The 18,902-nt window shown below is 66.6% G+C and carries 17 protein-coding genes; 5 read left to right on the top strand and 12 right to left on the bottom strand.

Features of this window, described 5'->3' with window-relative positions:
* Window positions 1–55: 55 nt before the first annotated feature.
* Window positions 56–2,029, bottom strand: a complete 1,974-nt coding sequence (locus ACTT2I_RS03645; RefSeq protein WP_421100619.1) for an alpha/beta hydrolase family protein — start codon at window positions 2,027–2,029, stop codon at window positions 56–58.
* A 106-nt stretch (window positions 2,030–2,135) separates the two neighbouring features.
* Entirely contained in the window at window positions 2,136–2,771 is a 636-nt protein-coding gene (locus tag ACTT2I_RS03640) for a LysE/ArgO family amino acid transporter (protein WP_088432106.1), read from the bottom strand.
* Between the two features lie 134 nt (window positions 2,772–2,905).
* On the opposite strand from ACTT2I_RS03640, the gene ACTT2I_RS03635 reads away from it, so the two are divergent.
* The 4 genes from ACTT2I_RS03635 to ACTT2I_RS03620 all read left to right on the top strand — a co-directional run bounded on the left by ACTT2I_RS03635 (window position 2,906) and on the right by ACTT2I_RS03620 (window position 8,862).
* Window positions 2,906–3,811 (top strand): LysR family transcriptional regulator ArgP, encoded by a 906-nt coding sequence (locus ACTT2I_RS03635; RefSeq protein WP_019184555.1) that lies wholly within the window; start codon window positions 2,906–2,908, stop codon window positions 3,809–3,811.
* A gap of 117 nt (window positions 3,812–3,928) precedes the next feature.
* Window positions 3,929–4,513, top strand: a complete 585-nt coding sequence (locus ACTT2I_RS03630) for a hypothetical protein (protein WP_172407451.1) — start codon at window positions 3,929–3,931, stop codon at window positions 4,511–4,513.
* A gap of 152 nt (window positions 4,514–4,665) precedes the next feature.
* A complete protein-coding gene (mqo, locus tag ACTT2I_RS03625) occupies window positions 4,666–6,360 on the top strand; it encodes a malate dehydrogenase (quinone) (protein WP_421100620.1) in 1,695 nt (564 codons plus the stop codon).
* 330 nt (window positions 6,361–6,690) lie between these two features.
* A complete protein-coding gene (locus tag ACTT2I_RS03620; protein ID WP_421100621.1) occupies window positions 6,691–8,862 on the top strand; it encodes a TonB-dependent siderophore receptor in 2,172 nt (723 codons plus the stop codon).
* Window positions 8,863–8,933: 71 nt separating this feature from the next.
* Here ACTT2I_RS03620 and ACTT2I_RS03615 read toward each other — a convergent pair whose 3' ends face one another.
* From ACTT2I_RS03615 to ACTT2I_RS03570, 10 genes are all read right to left on the bottom strand, one after another.
* Window positions 8,934–10,160, bottom strand: a complete 1,227-nt coding sequence (locus ACTT2I_RS03615; RefSeq protein ID WP_421100638.1) for an MFS transporter — start codon at window positions 10,158–10,160, stop codon at window positions 8,934–8,936.
* A gap of 217 nt (window positions 10,161–10,377) precedes the next feature.
* On the bottom strand, window positions 10,378–11,055 hold the full coding sequence (locus tag ACTT2I_RS03610) for a class I SAM-dependent methyltransferase (protein WP_293984160.1): 678 nt from the start codon (window positions 11,053–11,055) through the stop codon (window positions 10,378–10,380).
* A 122-nt stretch (window positions 11,056–11,177) separates the two neighbouring features.
* Window positions 11,178–11,981, bottom strand: a complete 804-nt coding sequence (locus ACTT2I_RS03605) for a DNA-formamidopyrimidine glycosylase family protein (RefSeq protein WP_088432101.1) — start codon at window positions 11,979–11,981, stop codon at window positions 11,178–11,180.
* A complete protein-coding gene (locus tag ACTT2I_RS03600; protein WP_421100622.1) occupies window positions 11,974–12,729 on the bottom strand; it encodes a DUF72 domain-containing protein in 756 nt (251 codons plus the stop codon). The genes ACTT2I_RS03605 and ACTT2I_RS03600 overlap by 8 nt, the downstream gene beginning before the upstream one ends.
* Before the next feature lie 3 nt (window positions 12,730–12,732).
* Window positions 12,733–13,167, bottom strand: a complete 435-nt coding sequence (locus ACTT2I_RS03595; RefSeq protein ID WP_421100623.1) for a pyridoxamine 5'-phosphate oxidase family protein — start codon at window positions 13,165–13,167, stop codon at window positions 12,733–12,735.
* Between the two features lie 83 nt (window positions 13,168–13,250).
* A complete protein-coding gene (locus tag ACTT2I_RS03590; protein WP_421100624.1) occupies window positions 13,251–14,105 on the bottom strand; it encodes an alpha/beta hydrolase in 855 nt (284 codons plus the stop codon).
* Window positions 14,102–15,226: a metallophosphoesterase gene (locus ACTT2I_RS03585; RefSeq protein ID WP_421100625.1), complete on the bottom strand. Its 1,125-nt coding sequence runs from the start codon at window positions 15,224–15,226 to the stop codon at window positions 14,102–14,104. Before ACTT2I_RS03585 ends, ACTT2I_RS03590 begins: the two co-directional genes overlap by 4 nt.
* A 116-nt stretch (window positions 15,227–15,342) precedes the next feature.
* The gene (locus ACTT2I_RS03580; RefSeq protein ID WP_253247618.1) at window positions 15,343–15,804 is read right to left on the bottom strand and encodes a DUF1801 domain-containing protein; all 462 of its coding nucleotides are present in this window, start codon (window positions 15,802–15,804) and stop codon (window positions 15,343–15,345) included.
* Window positions 15,805–16,109: 305 nt separating this feature from the next.
* Entirely contained in the window at window positions 16,110–16,628 is a 519-nt protein-coding gene (locus ACTT2I_RS03575) for a GNAT family N-acetyltransferase (protein WP_293984170.1), read from the bottom strand.
* A gap of 15 nt (window positions 16,629–16,643) precedes the next feature.
* Entirely contained in the window at window positions 16,644–17,669 is a 1,026-nt protein-coding gene (locus ACTT2I_RS03570) for an AI-2E family transporter (protein ID WP_088432094.1), read from the bottom strand.
* A 142-nt stretch (window positions 17,670–17,811) separates the two neighbouring features.
* Here ACTT2I_RS03570 and ACTT2I_RS03565 point away from each other — a divergent pair, with 142 nt between their 5' ends.
* The gene (locus ACTT2I_RS03565; protein ID WP_421100626.1) at window positions 17,812–18,873 is read left to right on the top strand and encodes a LacI family DNA-binding transcriptional regulator; all 1,062 of its coding nucleotides are present in this window, start codon (window positions 17,812–17,814) and stop codon (window positions 18,871–18,873) included.
* The last annotated feature ends 29 nt before the right edge of the window (window positions 18,874–18,902 follow it).

Genomic DNA, 18,902 nt, shown 5'->3' with positions numbered 1-18,902 from the left:
ACAGCGGCACCGTGCGGTGCCGTTGTCATTGAGGCCGGGTGGATCCGCGCCGTGCTCAGGGTTGGGCTGGCGTCGGCGCCGAGGCGGTCTGCCCGCCCAGGCTGTTGGACAAAAACGCCAGCAGCCTGGTGTAGTACTCACGGCGATGCGCATCGGTGTAGAAGCCATGGCCTTCGGTGGGGTAGTACAGCGCTTCCACCGGTACGCCTGCCTTCTTCAGCGCAGCTTCCATCCGCTTGGTATGCAGGATCGGCGCGCGTTCGTCTTCGCCGCCCGCAGCGAGGAACACCGGCACCTTGATGCGGTCGGCAAGATTGACCGGTGAAACGGCGCCTACCTGGGTGCGGTCGCCGATCCACTCCTTCAGGTAGGTTTCGCCCGAGCCGCGGCGCTGGATGTCACCGGTGGTGAACATGATCGGCAGATCGTAGACGCCCACGTAACCAGCGGCGCACTGGTACAGCGACGGCTCCTTGGCCACGCCCATCAGGGCGGCATAGCCACCGTAGCTCGCCCCGTACATGCAGATCTTCGCGCTATCGGCGATGCCCTCGGCCACCGCCCAGCGCGTGGCGTCGGTCAGGTCATCCTGCATCTTCCCGCCCCACTCCCGGCCACCGGCGTGGGCATGCATGCGGCCGTAGTTGGATGAGCCACGGAAGTTGACCTGCAGCACGGCATATCCGGCAGCCGCCAGCAGTTGGCTCTCCCTGTCGTAGGCACCATCGTCGTAAACGAAGAAGGGCCCACCATGCGGCATCACCACCATCGGCAGGCGCTTGCCTTCACTGCCTTTGGCCCGAGTGACAAACCCGTGCAGCGGCAATCCGTCGCGGGCCTTCAGGGCGATCGGCTGAACCACGGCGGCGCTCTCCGGGTCCACCCATTGGCTGCGGCTGACTACCAGATCGGCCTTCTTGGCCTGCGTATCGAATACGTAGAAATCACCCGGATTGCTGCCGGACCAGACCTGCACCATCGCCAGTCGACCATCGCGCGAGGACGAGGTGATGAACACCGCCTGGCCGCCGAAGGCCTGCTCCAGACTGCGCTGCAGGCGCGCGTCGGCCGAGGTTTCGTCGAAGAAGCGAGTGCGGGGTCTGTCCCCCAGGTACAACGCCCCGATCGGGATCGAGGTGCCTCGCTTGTAGATCACCTTGGCCGGATCGACCACCGCATCGCGCAGCAGCTCGCGGCGCTCGTCGGTTGCCGGGTTCCAGGACACGATCGCGTCCGGGCCACTGGGTTGCTCGACGAGCAGATACGCCAGTGCACCATCCTCGGAGAAACCCAATGCCCGCTCGATCCGCTGACTGACCCCCTGGTCGTTGATCATCTTCCAGGCGGCACCCGCACCCTCGCGGTAGTACAGCTTGTTGACGTTGTCGGCCCCCGCCCCATCGGCGAAGCGCACCTCTCCCTTGCCATCGGCGACGAAGTCGGCACGCTGCACTGGCGATCGCGCCACCGGCGTCCGTTTGCCGCTGTTGACGTCCAGGCGCTCGGCCGAAGTGAACGGATCGGCCGAGAACGGCATCACCTTGACCAGCACCCGGCGGTCCTGGTCCGGCAGCGCATCGATCACGAACGCAGCAACGGCTTCGACCTTCTTCGGTTGGATGCGGGTACCCGGGCCGTTGCCCTGCACCCGATAGCCGATCAGCAGTTCGCCTCGCCCCCCATCGGCGTTGATGCCGAACAGTTCGCCGGTCGGCTGCGGCTCGTCGAGCGATCCGAACTTCTCCGCCAGCCCGATCAGCACCCGCTGATCGTTGACCCAGTCGAAGTCATTGGCATGGTTGTTCCTGGGCGGAACGAACGAGCCGACCAGCTTGCCGTCATTGCGACGCATGATCGCCAGCCCGGTGCGGTCCTCCATCGGTATGGTGGCCGCGTAGAACTCACCGGTCGGCGAAATCTTGATATCAGTGAAAGCATCCCGGCGCAGATAGTGCTCCAGGTCCACCGCCCCGGCATGGCCTGTCATGGCCAGCAGCACGGTCATTCCCCACACGCGTACGCGCTTCATCCTTCCCCCCTGCTCCGTTGGACATCGTGTCCGGAAACGCGATTCTAGGCAAAAAAAATGGCACCGCGAACGGTGCCATTTCCAGGACCTGCATTGAGGAGAGAGTTCAATGCATGCCGCGGAACGCGAGGCTGAGCGCCAGGATCGACAGGATCACGGCAATCGTGCCGTCGAGGATGCGCCAGGTCTTGGGCTTGGTGAACAGCGGGGCCAGCAGGCGCGCCCCCAGGCCTTGGGCGGTCAGCCACAGGCAGCTGGCGGTGAACACGCCGGCGGCGAAGGCCATACGCGCATTGCCGAAGTTCTCAGCGATACCACCGATGACCATCATGTCCAGCCAGAAGTGCGGGTTGATCAGCGAAAAGCCGACCGCGGAGATCAGCACCGCGCGGCGCGAGGTGCTGTCGCCCTCGTCCACGTGCATGCCGCCGCCACCGGCCAGCGCGCGCCGCGCCGACTGCCAGGCGTACCAGGCCAGGAAAGCGACGCCGCCCCACAGCACCACGGTGGTGAGCCATGGCAGCGCCTGGGTCAGCGTACGCAGGCCGGCCACGCTGGCGAAGATGAAGATGCCATCGATGGCAGCACAGGTCGCCACCACGGGAATGATGTGCTTGCGCAGGATGCCCTGGCGCAGGATGAACGCGCTCTGCGCGCCGACCACCGCGAACAGGCCGATGCCGGTTGCGGCACCACTGAGCCACGCGCTCAGCCCGGCGCCGCCGGAAAGGATCGAAAACATGGGATACCACCTGTGTCTTGCTGGGGGGCGGTGCCTCGCCAAGGCGTACAGCACCGGATGGCGCGTATTGTCGCGCCGCAACATGAAAAAGTAGAGCTAAACTTACTTAACCATCTTTAGCGGAACTTAAGATCATGCGCATCGACCATGCCCAGCTCCGCGCCTTGGCGGCGGTGATCCGCGAAGGCAGCTTCGAACGTGCCGCTCAGTCGCTCAATGTCACCGCCTCGGCAGTCTCCCAGCGGGTCAAGGCGCTGGAGGACCGGGTGGGCCGCCTGCTGGTCAAGCGCTCCTCGCCGGCGGTGGCCACCACCGAGGGCCAGGTACTGGTGCAGCTGGCCGAGCAGACCGCCCTGCTCGAGCACGACGCGCTGCACCGGATGGGCATCGCCGATGAGGACCTGCCCCATGCCAGCATCCCGGTCGCGGTCAACCACGACAGTCTGGAAACCTGGTTCCCCGAGGCCGCCCTGCAGTTCGCCCGGCAGACCGGCACCACCCTGGACCTGCGCTCGGAAGACCAGGACCACACCGTGGCCCTGCTGCGCCAAGGGGCCGTGCTGGGCGCGGTGACCACCCTGGATGAGCCGGTGCAGGGCTGCCAGATCCATGCGCTGGGCAGTATCCGCTACGCCGCCACCTGCACCCCCGCTTTCCATGAGCAGCACTTCGCCAAGGGCGTCAATGCGCAGTCGCTGGCCCAGGCGCCGGTACTGGTGTTCAACCGCAAGGACGATATGCAGGCCCGTTTCGCCCGGCGCCTGGCCGGCAACGACCTGCCGCTGACCGCACCGACCTGGTGGATTCCCTCCACCCGTGCGTTCGTGCAGGCCAATCTCGGCGGGCTGGGCTGGACCATGAACCCGCTGCCGCTGGTCAAACGCCACCTCGATGCCGGCCGGCTGGTGCACATGAAGCAGCGCGCGTGGGAAGACGTGCCGCTGTACTGGCAGCACTGGAAGGGCGATGTGCAGACCATGGCGCTGCTGACCCGGGCAGTGCTGGCGGCCTCGGCGACGCTGGTGCGCAAAAAGCGATAACCCCGACCGGTAGAGCCGACCGTTGGTCGGCTGTCGTACCGGGGCCGCATGCAGCCCTACACGACCCGACGACCCGCCCCGATGCAGCATCGGCGCATTCCAGCCGCGGGCACGTCGATGGACACCGATCCGGTCTACCTGCACATCCGCGTGGTGCTCAGCATCATCCTCGGCCTGAGCATTACCACCCTGCTGCGGGGCCTGGCGGGCATCATCGAGCACCCCCGGCGCCGCGGCTGGTCGTGGATCCACCTGTGCTGGGTGGTCTGGGCGCTGATTTCGGTGGTGACCTTCTGGTGGTGGGAATTCCGCCTGGGCGAGGTGCGGCAGTGGACCTTCGAGCTGTACCTGTTCGTGATCGCCTACTGCGCAGCGTGGTACCTGCTCTGCGTGCTGCTGTTCCCCGACGATGTGCGCGAGTTCGGCAGCTATGAGAATTACCTGCTGCAGCGGCGCGCCGGCTTCTTCGGGATGCTGGCCCTGGTCACCCTGCTGGATCTGGGCGATACCGCCATCAAGGGCCACAGCCGCTGGCAGATGCTCGGCGAGGCCTACTGGGTCCATACCGCGGTGATGCTGGCGGTCGCCGGGATGGGCATCGCGCTGCGCCAGCGACGCGCCCACCTGGTGCTGGCCCTGATAGCGCTGGCCTATCAAGCCAGCTATTTCCTCCTGGAATACTTCACCCTCGCCAGCGATTGAGCCGGTCCGGCACACCCACCGGATGCTGCGTTGCACCAAATCCGTACCGGAAAGGGCTAAAATTGCGCTCAAGGTACCGCTGTGACGCCCGTCTTCACGGGCGTTCCCGGCAGCGGCGGCATCCTTCCCATGTCTCCCTACCTGAGATCCCCATGAAAAAACTAGCGAAGGTCGTCCTCGGCCTGCTCGTGGTGTTGCTGTTGGCAGCGGCACTGTTCCTGTACTGGCCGCTGCATCAGCGCTCGGTCCCGGCGGCCGGCAACGACAAGCCGGTCGACGTCGTCCTGGTCGGCGGCGGCATCATGAGCATCACGCTCGCCACCTTCCTGCAGGAGCTGCAACCGGACTGGAACATCCAGGTCTATGAGCGCCTGGACGGGGTTGCGCTGGAAAGCTCGGACGGCTGGAACAACGCCGGCACCGGCCATTCCGCGTTCGCCGAGTTGAATTACACCCCGGAACTGCCCGACGGCAGCATCGAGACCAAGCGTGCGGTCGGCATTGCCGAGCAGTTCGAGATCTCGCGCCAGTTCTGGTCCCACCAGGTGCGCGAAGGCCGCCTGAGCCAACCGAGTGATTTCATCAACCCGACCCCGCACATGAGCTTCGTATGGGGTGACGAGAACATCGCCTACCTGCACAAGCGCCAGCAGGCGCTGGTCAAGAACCCGCTGTTCTACGGCATGCAGTACTCCGAGGATGCCGCGCAGATCAAGCAGTGGGCGCCGCTGCTGATGGAAGGCCGCGACCCGAAGCAGAAAGTCGCCGCGACCTGGATGCCGCTGGGCACCGACGTGAACTTCGGCGTGATCACCCGCCAGCTGACCGCTGGCCTGCAGCGCAGCCCGAACTTCGCGCTGCACCTCAACCATGAAGTGCGTGCCCTGCGCCAGAACGACGACAAGAGCTGGAACGTGACCGTCAAGGACCTGAAGTCCGACAACGAATCCACCATCAAGTCGCGCTTCGTGTTCATCGGTGCCGGTGGCGCCGCGCTCAAGCTGCTGCAGCTGTCGGGCATTCCCGAATCGAAGAACTACGCCGGCTTCCCGGTCGGTGGCCAGTTCCTGGCGTTCCAGGACCCGGCGATCGCCAGCCGGCATTCGGTGAAGGCCTACGGCATGGCCGAAACCGGTTCCCCGCCGATGTCGGTGCCGCATCTGGATGCGCGCAAGCTCGATGGCAAGCCGGTGGTGCTGTTCGGGCCGTTCGCGCTGTACAGCACCAAGTTCCTCAAGCACGGCTCGTGGTTCGACCTGTATTCCTCGGTGAACCACAACAACGTAGCCGGGATGATGGGCGTGGGCCTGGAGAATCTGGACCTGGTGAAGTACCTGATGGGCCAGGCACGTCTGAACGATGACGACCGCCAGGCTGAACTGGTCAAATACTTCCCCAATGCCAAGCGCGAGGACTGGAAACTGGTCACCGCCGGGCAGCGCGTGCAGATCATCAAGAAGGACCCGGAGAAGGGCTCGATCCTGCAGTTCGGTACCGAGATCGTGACCGACCAGGACCACACGCTGGCCGCCCTGCTCGGCGCTTCGCCAGGTGCCTCGACCTCGCCGCCGATCATGCTGGACCTGCTCAAGAAGGCCTTCCCCCAGCAGATGGCCGCCGGCTGGGAAGCGCGCCTGAAGGAAATCGTGCCGTCCTATGGGCGCAAGCTCAACGACAGCCCGGCGCTGACCAATGAGATCCGCCGCCTGACCAGCGAAACCTTGAAGCTGCCGTACATGGACGTTCCCGTCGAAACCAGCCCGGCGGTGATGCTCACTCCGCCGCCGCCGGCCGCCAAGCCGGCCGAGGCCAAGCGCAACGCCAACGAAGAACTGCAGGCGCTGTAAGCCTACGCAGGCGGGGCCTTCGGTCTCCGCCTCGGTTTCCCTCCGGCCACCCTTGCGGTGGCCGGTTGCGTTTTGGGCTCCCCGCCGGTGCTCAGCCCTCTACGCCGACGCCGCCAATTGTTCAAGAATTGTAAAGCGACTGAGAACGATTTACATTTGCACACCGCAGGGTGGTCGCTTCGGGCGCTTGACGGTCTCAATGGACTGCCGTCGCCCCGCAGCTGCCCCGCCCCCTGCTTTCCCAGGATGGAACACCCCGTGCCTGGCGCCCGTGCGCCGGCGTTGCCTGCCTGTTGCCCTCATTTCCTCCTTGCCCGTCCAGAGACCCCCATGTCCCTCCGCGCCCACCCGCTCCGCTCCCGCCGTGCCCCGCTGGCCCTGGCCCTGCTTTCCGCCCTCTCGTTGACCGCCCCGCAGGCCTTTGCCGATGCATTGGCCGAGGCCGGCAGCGCCGCCGATGCCAAGACCCTGGACAAGGTCAGCGTGGTGGGTGACCGCGCCGCACCCTCGAGCACCACCCGCTTGCCGATCACCCTGCAGGAAACCCCGCAGTCGACCAGTGTGCTGGGGCTGGAGCGGCTGCAGACCGAATCGCTGTTCAGCATCAACGATGTGATGCGCAACATCACCGGCGTCAATGTGTCTTTCTACGACACCCAGCGCCCGCTGTACTACGCGCGCGGTTTCACCATCACCGATTTCCAGGTGGACGGCCTGCCAACCTATAGCGGTTCGACCAACCAGGAGTACGACACCGCCTTCTACGACCGCGTGGAAGTGATCCGCGGCGCCAACGGCCTGCTCAGCGGCGCGGGTATTCCTTCGGCCACGGTCAATCTGCTGCGCAAGCGCCCGGGCCGTGATTTCGATGCGTCCTTCGCCATCAGTGCCGGCAGCTGGGATTTCCGCCGCATGGAGGCCGACGTCAACGCGCCGCTGACCCGCGATGGCCGCTTCCGCAGCCGGGTGGTCGCCGCCTACCAGGACCGCGACTACTACTACGACCGCTACACCGAAGACAAAATGTCCGGCATGGCCGTGGTCGAAGGCGATCTGACCGACAGCACCACCGTCACCGTGGGCTACCAGCGCCAGGACAACAACCCGGTCGGCTCGACCTGGGGCACCGTGCCGTTCTTCAACAGCGACGGCAGCTTCGCCCACCTGCCGCGCTCGACCAACATGGCCCCGAAGTGGACGCGCTGGCAGCGCGAAACCAGCACCGCGTTCGCCAACCTGGAACAGCGCTTCGGTGAGACCTGGCTGCTGAAGGTCAATGCCGCGCACACCGAAGGCAATGTGCAGAACGTGCGCGTCTACGGCAGCGGCTACCCCGACCCGGTGACCGGCAGCGGCACCTACCTGCTGGCCGGTGCCGGCGATGCCGAAGACACCCGCAATGGCGTGGACGTGTTCCTGTCGGGCAAGTTCCCATTGTTCGGCCAGGAACACGACGTTGTCGTCGGTGGCAGCTGGTCGGACCTGGAATCGACCACCTGGACGCTGACCTCCGTCGCACGCTGGCGCTATGACATTCCCAACATCCACACCTGGAACGGCGACATCCCCGAGCTGACCGCCTCGCGCACCGGCGCCAGCCGCATCGCGCGCACCAAGCAGAGCGGTGTGTATGCCTCCACGCGTCTGCGCCTGGCCGATCCGCTCTCGCTGATCGCCGGTGCCCGCCTGAGCCGCTGGGAAACGATGACCCGTTCCTACAACACGGCTGGCGCGTACACCGCCACGAGCGGCCAGTACAAGGTGACCGATGAAGTCACCCCCTACGTCGGCGTGGTGTACGACATCGTGCCGGATTTCTCGGTGTATGCCAGCTATACCGAAATCTTCAATCCGCAGAATTACAAGGACAAGAACGAGAACCTGCTCGCCCCGGTGGAAGGTTCCAACCTGGAAGCAGGCATCAAGTCGCAGTGGTTCGACGGTCGCCTGACCGCCAACGCGGCGATCTTCGAAGCCAAGCAGGACAACTACGCTGTGCGTGACATGAGCCAGCCTGACGGATCGCTCAGCGACGGCACCTCGGCGTACGTGGGGGTCAACGGCACCAAGTCGCGTGGGTGGGAACTGGACGTCAACGGCGAGATCCGGCCGGGCTGGACGGTCAATGCCGGCTACACCCACGTCAAGGTCACCCGCGCCGCCACCGACCTGATCTACGCCAACCTGCCCGAAGACTTCCTGCAGTTGAACACCACGGTGCAGCTGCCGGGCAGCTGGGATCGGCTGAGCATCGGCGGCGGCTTCTCCTGGCAGAGCAAGGTGCAGGCCTTCAACGTGCCGCACCCGTCGGGCGTGGGCGTGACCGTGAACCAGCCGGCGTACATGCTGGTCAACCTCAACGCCAACTACCGCATCAGCGATAACTGGCTGGCCACGTTGAGCGTGCGCAACGCGCTGGACAAGACCTACTGGGCCAACCTGGACTACAACAACTACGGCGAGCCGCGCTTCGTCTCGGTGAGCCTGCGCTGGAAGTACTGAGGCGCGAAGAGCTCCATCGCGTTTGAGCAGACGGGTCGCCTTCGGGCGGCCCGTTCTGTTTGCGGCCGGCGCTACCGGGGCCGCGTCTCGCGCAGCGTCCACATCACCGGCAGCACCAGCACCGCCACCACCGCGATCATCGCGCCGGGCGCAGACGACCAGCCGGTATGCCGCACCAGGACCTCGGCCAGCAACGGCGTGGCGCCGCCAAAGAAGGCCGTTGCCATGGTGACGCCCAGCGCCAGGCCACTGAGCCGCCCTTCGCCGGGGAACTGCTCCGCCGTGGCGGGCGCTGCCACCGCACTTACTCCACCGGCCAGACACGCGAGCACCACCGCCGCCAGCCCGATCGCCACGGTGCTGCCGCCGGCCATTACCGAGAACATCGTCAACGGCAGCAATGCCGACAGCGCAGCCAACGCGATCAGCACCGGCCGGCGACCGACCCGGTCCGACAACGCGCCGGCCAGCGGCGTCACCACGATCACCGCCACCGCTGCGACCGTGGACAGCCACAGCGCTTCGGATTCACTCACCTGCTCCACCGAACCGAGGAAGGCAGGCACATAGGTAATGCCAACGTAATAGGTGATCGAGCCGAGTGCGGAGATCGCGAAGGTGCGTGCAATCGCGGCCTTGTGGTGCCGCCAGGTGTCGCGGATCGGCGACTCCGGCACGGTGCCTTCGGCCTGCTGCCGCTCGAACTCGGGCGATTCGTGCATCGTCGAGCGGGCCAGCAGGATCGCACCGGCCAAGACGGCACCGACGAAGAACGGAATCCGCCAGCCCCAGCCATCCAGCTGCGCCGTACTCAGCAACACGACCGTCAGCGCCGACAGCGCCACCGCCAACAGGGCCCCCACTTCGCTCGCGGCCGAGGCCAGCGAGGTCACCAGCCCGCGCCTGCGCACCGGTGCGGTTTCCAGCAGGTAGGCCACCACGCCGGTGTATTCGCCGCCGACCGAGAAAGCCATCAGGCAGCGCAGCAGCAACAGCAGCACGCCGGCAGTAGCGCCAATGCTTTCGAAGGTGGGCAACAGCGCGGTGGCGAGCATCGCCACGGTCATCAGCAGCATCGAGGCCAGCAGCATGTAGCGCCGCCCGAAGCGGTCCCCCAGATGGCCGAACACCAGTGCGCCAAGCGGCCGCATCAGGTACGACACCGCAAACCCGGCCAGTGTGGCCAGCAGCGCATTTTCGCCGCCGCCGAAGAACACCCGCGACAGCACCGTGGCCAGGTACAGATAGAGCGTGAAGTCGTACCACTCCACCACCGTGGACAGGCCGGCGATGATCATCGAGCGCGTCTGCGGTCGCGCGGCGTGCGCGGTGGTGGCCGCGCTCAAGCGTGCGTCCTGCCAACACACAGGCCATGGTGACTCGGCCGTGGAGCACATCGCATCAGGGTTCTCCCGGCCGCCTGGGCCGCATCTGGACGGCGACAGCCTACGACAGCCGATCTGCACGCCGCGTCACGGAGGGATGGCTGGATGTCGCAACGCGCCCGGCGCGCGCTCAGGCGACGGCCACTGCCCGCACGGTGCCGCGCCGATAGCTCAGCAGCCGGCCATTGCCGGGGGCATCGCCCTCATCCTCGAACAGACCCAGCTGCTCGGTCACATCGAAGCCCTGCAGGGCCATGCCGCGCGAAAAAGCGCCGACGTTGCCGCGCCCGGGATCGGTGATCAGCAGTTCGGCATCGGGCTTGGCATGCCGCAGCATCATCGCGGCAATCTGGTGGGCATGGCCACGCTCGTACAGGATGTCGCTGCCGATGATCAGGTCGAAGCGGCCCAGCGAGCCATCGGGCACCTCCCAGGGCAGGTCGCGGTAGGTCACCGCCGGCAGATCGTTGAGTCCTGCGTTGTAGGCCAGGAAGGACTCGGCCAGTGGATGGTGATCCGTCGCGACCACATCCGCGCCCCGATGCGCCAGCACCAGGCTGGACAGGCCCAGCCCGCAGCCCAGTTCGAGGATGCGCTTGCCGGCAATGTCGAAGTGACTCATGGTGTCGGCCAGCGCGCGGCCGGCCGGCCATATCTGGCCGAACAGGCTCCACAGTGAGGAGTGGATGCCGGCACGTTCGGCGCGACCCGTCGGATCGGAGAACTGCTGCAGGTCGCTGAGCGCGCGGATACGAAAGTCGTGACCGCCGACCGGGATGGTAAGGATGCGGGTGGTATAGCCCGGCATGAGCGCTCCGTGGGACACGGGAGCCTTCATCCCGCGGGCGGCATGAAGGACTCTGAAAAAGGAGCGAGGGCGATCGGACGTCGATCGCGCAGGACGCGCGTAGGTGCGTGTGACACCCCATCCTACGCCATGCGCGTGGTCCTGGCTGAACGCCCTGGCGCGGCCTTGCGCACAGCCTTGCGTGCCGTCGGGGCCGCACCGTAACGCACCTGGCAGACCGGGCAGAAGAACGTCCTTCGCCGGGTTGTTCCCGGGTAGGTCTTGCTGAGCGGGCCACCACACTGGGGGCAGGTGCGCTTGGTGTGGACCAGCCAGTGCTGGCGAAGCACGAATGCCTGCTTCCACGCCAGGAAATCAAAACTGTACTGCCGCGCCTGTTTGATGACCTCGCCCAGCTTGCGCGGTGGCAGCGCGCCCACCGTGGATTCAGGGTGCACGCGCGTACGGAACAGCACCTCGTTTTTGATGATGTTGCCGACGCCGGCAAAGATGTCCTGGTCCAGCAGCGCGTCGCAGATCAAGGTGTCGGGCATTTCCTTGAGTTTCCTGCGCGCCAGCCTGGGATCCCACGACGGGTCCATCACATCGCCCCGCCAGTCGTAGGTGTCCTCCAGCGCGCCTTCGATGTACTTCACCGACGAGGCATAGATGTTGAGCTCGCCGTTGTCGAACTGCAGCGATACCCGCGGCGGGGAAGGCTTGCGCTCATCGATGCGGTAGCTGCCGAACATCAGCATGTGCACGCGCAGGCTGAAGCCACGGAACTCGATCAGGAAGTGCTTGCCCCAGCTGCGCAGGGCGACCACGCGACGGCCCTCCATGCGGGTCAGATCGAGTGAGCTGTTGCCGGTGGCCAGGCGCACGGTCTTGCCGCGGAACTTGGCGGCGGCTTCGCGCAGGATGACGATGGAAGGACCTTCAGGCATGTGCGGGCTCCCGGGGGGTGGCGCCGCCCAGCAGGTCCTGCAGCCGCGCCGCGTTGGCGGTGGCGAACCCATGGGCGGTGTTGTCGAAGATCACCCAGCGCGCACCGGCTGTCCGCTGCGCGAGCGCCTGGGCCAGATCACGCAGTGCTGCGTCGTCATAGTCGCTGTAGTACATGCGGGGCGCGCCATGCCATCGCCAGTAGCGCCATCCGGCATCACCGCCCGGCTGGGCGGCCTGCGGAACCCGCGCAGGGTCCGCGCCGACACGCCCGACCGCATGCCGCTGCAGCATCGCATCGGCCTGCGGTGTGAACCAGCTGGCATGGCGTGGCTCGCAGACCACCGGTACAGCGGTGCGACGGCGCAGCATGCCGAAGAAGCCGGCCGCCACCCGCGCATCGAATGCATGGCTCGGCGGCAGCTGCAGCAACACCCCGCCGAGCTTGCGGCCCAGCCCGGCCGTCTCCTCGAGGAAGCGGTCCAACGCCGGACCGCAGCCGCGCAGGGCGGCCTCGTGCGAGATGGCTTTGGGCAGCTTCACTGAAAAGCGGAACGCGGCCGGCACGCTCGCCGCCCAGCGTTCATAGGTGCGCTGCTGGTGCGGACGATAGAAGGAGGAGTTGATCTCCACCACCGAAAAGCGTGTGGCATAACGCGCCAGCATGCTCTCGCCCTCACCGGTCAACGCCGCGTACCGGCCGGGAATGGACCAGCCTGCGCATCCGATCCTGACTGATGATGCGGGCATGGCTTACGGCCGGATTTCGCCCTCGTCCTCACCCGCCCAGTAATGGATGCGGGTTGCCTTCACCTGGATCAGCACGATTCCGGGCGTATCCACGCCCTGCGTGAACCAGCGTTCCAGATCCGGGACCCAATGCGCCTGCAGGGTCGCGCGGTCGCGGCTCGACGTCGCGTGGCCTTCCACGGCCACGAACAGCGGCGGCTTGCCCAGCAGCGACTTGCTGCCGGTGAAGGACAACGCGACCTTGGGGTCGCGTTCGATCTCGGCCACCATGTCGGCACTGTCGAAGGCGAAGAAATAACTGTCGCCGTCGTAATCCACATCACCGTTGTTGCTCATCGGCCGGCCGGCGATCTCGCCGCTGGCGGTGTGGGTCTGCAGCATCGCAAAATCGATGCCGGCCATCTTCTTGGCCAGTTCGGGCAGGGTCAGCGTGGTCATGGGGTCTCCGGGTGGGCGTAGCGTGTGCGCTCAGCCTCCGCGCTGCGCGGTGACCGAGGCGTGCACGCCCACTGGCGAAAATTTCACACGGCCAGGGCGGTGCTCCGGCTGGGGAACAGGGCCAGCAGCGCGCGGGTGAGCATCGCCGGGTAGACCGTCAGATGATCCTCATCGGCAACCACGCGTGTCTCCAGCCAAAGCCCTGGATAACCGCGCCCGCGCAGACGCTCGGCAAACGATCGCGTATGCGCGACCATGTCGTTGCGCGCCGCGAACGGCGCGTCGGACGCCGGGGTTTCGTGTGCGCCGATGGACAGCAGCACGCGCGCGTTCAGATCGGCATGGGCATCGGCGTAGTCCGCCTCGATCCGGTTGATCACGTGCTGGTCGAACCAGAGCGATGGGCTGGAGAGGATGTAACGCTGGAACATTGCCGGGCGGGTCAGCAGCGCGTACGCACCGAACAGCCCACCGTAGGAATGGCCGGCAAACGCACGCTGCGCGGGATCGGTGCGATAGCGCGCCTCGACCTGTGGCAGCACATGGTCCGCCAGGAAATCGCGGTAGTGCGCAGCGCCACCGTAGGTGATGCCATCGGTGTAATCGTCGCCTGTACGGCGCACCGGCTGGGTCGGCGTGTAATCACGCGAGCGGCTCTGCTGCGAGCTCAGCCCCTCCTGCGGCGGCAGCCCGACCAGGATGAAGGGCGCCAGGTGCGCACCACCCTGCCCCACCATGTTGCGCACGCTGCGTGCGAGCGGAAAGCTGTACAGCGCATCGGTGACATACAGCACCGGGTAGCGCAGGTGCGTGTCGCGCTCGTAGCCGGCCGGCAGGGCCACCCAGATCGGGTACTCCCGGCCCAGCGGATCGCGAACGGTCCAGGCCTCGGTATCCGGCAGCACCACCCCGGGCATGTCGTTTCCAGTCACCCTCATCCCCTCCGCAACGTGATCAGGGTGATCTCCGAGGGCACACCGATGCGCGCGGCGAAGCCCGGCCACAGCCCGGCGCCGTTGCTGACATACAGCGTCATGCCGTCCACCTCGTAGCGCCCGGAGACAAAACCGCCGTTGGCCCGCTTGACCAGCTGGTTCATGCCGAGGATGTGCCCGCCATGGGTGTGACCGGACAGCTGCAGCGCCACGCCCTGTGCGGCATTGGCGCGTGCCTCCACCGGGCGATGGTCGAGCAGGATCACCGGCGCCTGTGGGTCCGCGCCTGCCAAGGCTTTGCTCAGATCCGGCATGGGCAGACCATAGCGCGCCGCCACTGGATCGGTGACACCGGCAATGGTCAACGTCGCGCCGCCGCGCTGCACCCGGGTGTGGGTGTTCTCCAGCACCTGCATGCCCTGCCCGCGGAAGGCCTGCATCCAGTCGGCGTACTGCGCGTAGTACTCGTGGTTGCCGGTGATCGCGATGACGCCATCGGGCGCGTGCAGCCTGGCCAGCGGCGCGAAGTCGTTGGCACGGGCGCTGACAGTGCCGTCGATCAGATCCCCGGTGATCACTACCAGGTCCGGATCAAGGGCATTGCTTTCGGCGACCACCTTCTCCACCCAGGCCCCGGTGAGCAGGCGGTTGGCGTGGATGTCGGTGAGCTGCAGCACGCGGTAGCCCTCGAACGCGGCCGGCAGCCCCTTGATGGCCACCTCGATCTGGCGGGGCTTGGGCACGGCCATGCCCTGCCAGATGCCATACGTGGACAGCAGCAGCGCCAACGTGCCCGCCGCAGGGCGCAGCCACGGCGCGCGCAGCACAGGCAGCACGGGCCGCGCCCGGACCAGGCGTGCGATCAGCAGCAGCGCGTCCAGCAGGAGCACGAAGACCGCGCTCAACAGCAGCGTGGTGAAGCCGGTCGCGAGCACCGCGATCATCGCCTTGGGAATTTCCGGCGACGCCATGGTCCCGGCAAACTGCGCCACGATGCGGTGGTGCAGCGCCAGCGCCACCACCAGCAGGCCGAGCACGATCCGGACCGGACGCGACAATCGCAGTGGCCAGATCAGCCGCCACACCAGATACAACGCAAGCAAACCGCCGATCACACTCAGCACAGGCACATCCTGGAAACGTTGAGGGGGAGTGGGCCGGCCGCATCGCTGCCGCCTCGCCCAGCCCTTCATCGTTGCCGAATCGCGCGGCGTGTTCCAGTGCAGGAGGTCGTGATGATTCAGGCAGAGCGCTGGCTCGCCTTCGCACGCGCTGCAGCGGCGGGAGGCTTCGCTGCCCGGTTGCGCGCGATCGCTGCGCGGATCAGTGCCTTGAATGCCGTCGCGTTGAGCGTGTCGCCTTCATGCAGATCGATGGCGCGGCGGGTGTTGCCTTCCAGACTGGCGTTGAACAGCCCCTTGGGATCGGGAAGCGACGCGCCCCTGGCGAAGGTCAACTTCACGGCCGCCTTGTAGGTCTCGCCGGTACACAGGATGCCGTGATCCTCCCACACCGGTACCCCCCGCCACTTCCAGGTCTCCACCACGTCCGGAGCAGCTTTGCGGATCAAGGCGCGGACGTTCGATAACGCCTCGCCCCGCCAATCATCCAGCGACTGGATGCGCGCATCGATCTGCTGTGATGCGGACGGCTCGCTGGCCGCCGCAGCGCGCGGCGTTGAACGGGCGTTGGGCTGGATCATGGGAGCACCGATCACCATGGGCGGCCCGGACGGCTGCGCCCTTCGTGCGCGTTATAGACCCGATCGGCCGGGGCTTCAAGCTGGCGCTCACATCTGTTCGCCGGGCAGCCGGCTGGCCTGCGTCACCCACGCACGGACGCGGCCATGGTGCCGTTCCTGTGTGAGACCTGCCTGCGTCATAGACCGCGCCGGGCCCGGCAGCAATGCACGGTCGCGGACCGTTGAATATTCTTCCATGGCCTCGTTCGGGCGGTGGTCCGCCTGCTACGGAATCCCGGCCAGCATGCAGCATCACGTGCGGCCGGTCAGACCTGCGCGGGGCCGCCGTAGCGGTAGACCAGATCCGCCGGGTCGGCCCGTGCGGCCGCCGCATCCGGCACGCCGCCAAGGCGTCGCGCGACCTGCGCCGACGCGGTATTGGTCGGCGTCATGTAGCTGACCAGGGTCGGCAATGCCAGTGCGGCGAAGGCCCAATCACGCAGCGCTGCAGCGGCCTCGGTGGCATATCCCCGGCCCTCATGGCCGTCATACAGCAACCAGCCCAGTTCCTTCTCCGGGAACAGCGGCCCATGGTTGATTCCCACCTGTCCGATGCACGCGCCGGTCGCGGTCAGCTCGATCATCAGCGCGCCGTGTCCCAGCAGCGGCCACTGCGCCAGGTCATGACAGAACAGGCCCCAGGCCGCGCGCTCGTCCATGGGCCCACCCACGCCGACCGCACGGGGTGAGGACAGGAAGGCCGCATAGGCGGGGAAATCGGCCATGACCTGCGGGCGCAGGGTCAGGCGTGCGGTGGTGAGCGTGATGATGTCGTACGAGGGCATGGGACGTTGCTCGACTCAGATCCAGCGCTGATCCAGCAGTTCGCGCTTGATGTAGGCGTAGAACACCGGCGCCGCCACCAATCCGGGCAGACCGAACGCCGCTTCCATCACCAGCATCGCCAGCAGCAGCTCCCAGGCACGTGCCTGGATCTCACCCCCGACGATGCGGGCGTTGAGGAAGTACTCCAGCTTGTGGATGACCACCAGGTACAGCAGCGCGACCACGGCCACGTAGAACGAGACCGACAGTGCGACGATGGTGATGACGGTGTTGGAGATGATGTTGCCCACCACCGGCAGCAGGCCGGCCAGGAAGGTGATCAGCACCAGCGTCTTGGACAGCGGCACGTGCACGCCGAACAGCGGCAGCACGCCGAGCAGGAAGATGGCGGTGAACAGCGTATTGAGCAGCGAGATCTTCACCTGCGCGAACACCACCTGCCGGAAGGCGGTGGCCATGCGGCTGGTGCGGCCGATCAGTTCCTGCGCCAGCGGCCCCAGCTTCGGCAGCGGCAGTTCGTCGTACAGGGCGATCATCGCGCCCAGCACCATGCCGATCAGGATCCGCACGCTGATCTGCACCGCAGAGGTGCCGGCAATGCCGAGCTGCTGGCGGTGCGTCGCCGCCCAGTCGTTCATCGCCGTGCGCAGCGCCTGCAGGTCTTCCGGGATGTACGGCTGCAGCAGGTCCGGGACCTGGTGGCGGGAGGTATTGAGGATGTCCATCAGGCGCATCAACAGCGCATCCGGGCCACCGGTCTCGTTGCGGAAGAACGAGGCGATGCCGATTGCGGCCAGGGTCAGCGCGCCGATGATCAACGCCGACAGCACGATCACCGAATAGGCGCGGGCGCGACCGGGCGGCAGCCTGCCTTCGACGGTGGAGGCCAACAGATGGGTCAGGTGGAACACCAGCAGGCCCGACAGCAGCGTCACCACCAGGCCCAGCTTCAAGGTCAGCCACATCCCCAGCAGCATCAGCAGCCAGGCCGCGATGCGGGCGGTGGGCGGCTTGGGCAACACGGGGATCACGAGGGACATGCGGGCGCATCCTGACGGGTGGCCCATGGTAGTGGATCACGCTCGGAGGAACGTGGACCGCCGGCACGAACGGTTCATCCGGCTCAGCCGGGTTTAACGTTAAACCCGTTCCAATACCCGCTGTTCTCCAGCAGGCGTTTCGATGGCGCACCGTCCAGGCCCAGGCCAACCTCCGCATCGCCCTGCAACGCTGAAGACGGTTGCCGATCGCACCGGCGTCTCGACGATGACCGTATCCAACGTGATCAACGGCACGGGCAAGGTGGGCGCGGAAACGCGCGCGCGGGTCAGGGAAGCGATCCGTGCGACCGGCTACGTCCCCAATCTTGAGGCGCGGCGTCTCGCCGGTGCGGCGGGAACCCGTCTCGCACTGATCCATTCCGGTGACCGCTCGCCCTTCCTGACCGATGCACTGCTCGCGGTGCTGGCCAGCACCAACGCGGCAGGCGCCGGACTGATCGTCTGCGAAGGCACCTCGCCGACGCTTGAGCATGCCGAACAGCGGGTCATGGATGCGATCAAGTCCGGCGCCGAAGGCTTGATCCTCATCCCACCGTACGCCGAGCTGTTGTCCGGCTCGGACGCCTTCATGCGGCTCGGCATTCCCACCGTTGCCCTGGCCGGTGCACAGGTACTGCCGGGCATGCGGACGATCCGCATCGACAACCGCCTGGCGGCCGATCAGCTCACCTTGCACCTGATCGACAGCGGCCACCAACGGATCGCGTTCCTGGCCGGGCCCATGGAGCATGGCGACAGCCGGGAGCGCCTTGCCGGTTTCGAGGAGGCGATGGCGCGGGCCGGACTGCCGATCCCGCCGGAGCTGATCCGCCATGGCCGCTTTTCGTTCCAGTCGGGCTGCGACATCGGCGAAGCGCTGCTCGGCATGTCCTCAGCACCGACGGCCGTGCTGGCCAGCAATGACGACATGGCGCTGGGCGTGCTGTGGATAGCGCATCGCGCGGGCCTGCGGGTTCCGCAGGATCTGTCACTGGCCGCTTTCGATGACACTGCCGCTGCGCGGCGCGCCTGGCCACCGCTGACCGTGGCCAGCCAGCCGATGGCCGGGATGGCGGCCGCGGCAACCCGGGCACTGCTCGACTGCCTCACCGGAAATGCTGGCCTGCCCTGCGGCGAGCAGATCCTGCCCCACCAGCTGCTCATCCGGACCTCCTCGCAGTCGGCCCCCATCGCCTGCGACTGATCGCCGCGCTGGCGGTTTACCGATCAACC

It is taken from the genome of Stenotrophomonas sp. PUT21 (assembly GCF_052232875.1).
GTDB lineage: Bacteria > Pseudomonadota > Gammaproteobacteria > Xanthomonadales > Xanthomonadaceae > Stenotrophomonas > Stenotrophomonas maltophilia_N.
This window is presented reverse-complemented; position numbering and strand designations above follow the sequence as displayed.

Coding starts and splice junctions, on each gene's coding strand:
- ACTT2I_RS03645 (WP_421100619.1), bottom strand. CDS start 2,029: ATGAAGCGCGTACGCGTGTGGGGAATGACCGTGCTGCTGGCCATGACA.
- ACTT2I_RS03640 (WP_088432106.1), bottom strand. CDS start 2,771: ATGTTTTCGATCCTTTCCGGCGGCGCCGGGCTGAGCGCGTGGCTCAGT.
- ACTT2I_RS03635 (WP_019184555.1), top strand. CDS start 2,906: ATGCGCATCGACCATGCCCAGCTCCGCGCCTTGGCGGCGGTGATCCGC.
- ACTT2I_RS03630 (WP_172407451.1), top strand. CDS start 3,929: ATGGACACCGATCCGGTCTACCTGCACATCCGCGTGGTGCTCAGCATC.
- mqo (WP_421100620.1), top strand. CDS start 4,666: ATGAAAAAACTAGCGAAGGTCGTCCTCGGCCTGCTCGTGGTGTTGCTG.
- ACTT2I_RS03620 (WP_421100621.1), top strand. CDS start 6,691: ATGTCCCTCCGCGCCCACCCGCTCCGCTCCCGCCGTGCCCCGCTGGCC.
- ACTT2I_RS03615 (WP_421100638.1), bottom strand. CDS start 10,160: ATGATCATCGCCGGCCTGTCCACGGTGGTGGAGTGGTACGACTTCACG.
- ACTT2I_RS03610 (WP_293984160.1), bottom strand. CDS start 11,055: ATGCCGGGCTATACCACCCGCATCCTTACCATCCCGGTCGGCGGTCAC.
- ACTT2I_RS03605 (WP_088432101.1), bottom strand. CDS start 11,981: ATGCCTGAAGGTCCTTCCATCGTCATCCTGCGCGAAGCCGCCGCCAAG.
- ACTT2I_RS03600 (WP_421100622.1), bottom strand. CDS start 12,729: ATGCCCGCATCATCAGTCAGGATCGGATGCGCAGGCTGGTCCATTCCC.
- ACTT2I_RS03595 (WP_421100623.1), bottom strand. CDS start 13,167: ATGACCACGCTGACCCTGCCCGAACTGGCCAAGAAGATGGCCGGCATC.
- ACTT2I_RS03590 (WP_421100624.1), bottom strand. CDS start 14,105: ATGAGGGTGACTGGAAACGACATGCCCGGGGTGGTGCTGCCGGATACC.
- ACTT2I_RS03580 (WP_253247618.1), bottom strand. CDS start 15,804: ATGATCCAGCCCAACGCCCGTTCAACGCCGCGCGCTGCGGCGGCCAGC.
- ACTT2I_RS03575 (WP_293984170.1), bottom strand. CDS start 16,628: ATGCCCTCGTACGACATCATCACGCTCACCACCGCACGCCTGACCCTG.
- ACTT2I_RS03570 (WP_088432094.1), bottom strand. CDS start 17,669: ATGTCCCTCGTGATCCCCGTGTTGCCCAAGCCGCCCACCGCCCGCATC.
- ACTT2I_RS03565 (WP_421100626.1), top strand. CDS start 17,812: ATGGCGCACCGTCCAGGCCCAGGCCAACCTCCGCATCGCCCTGCAACG.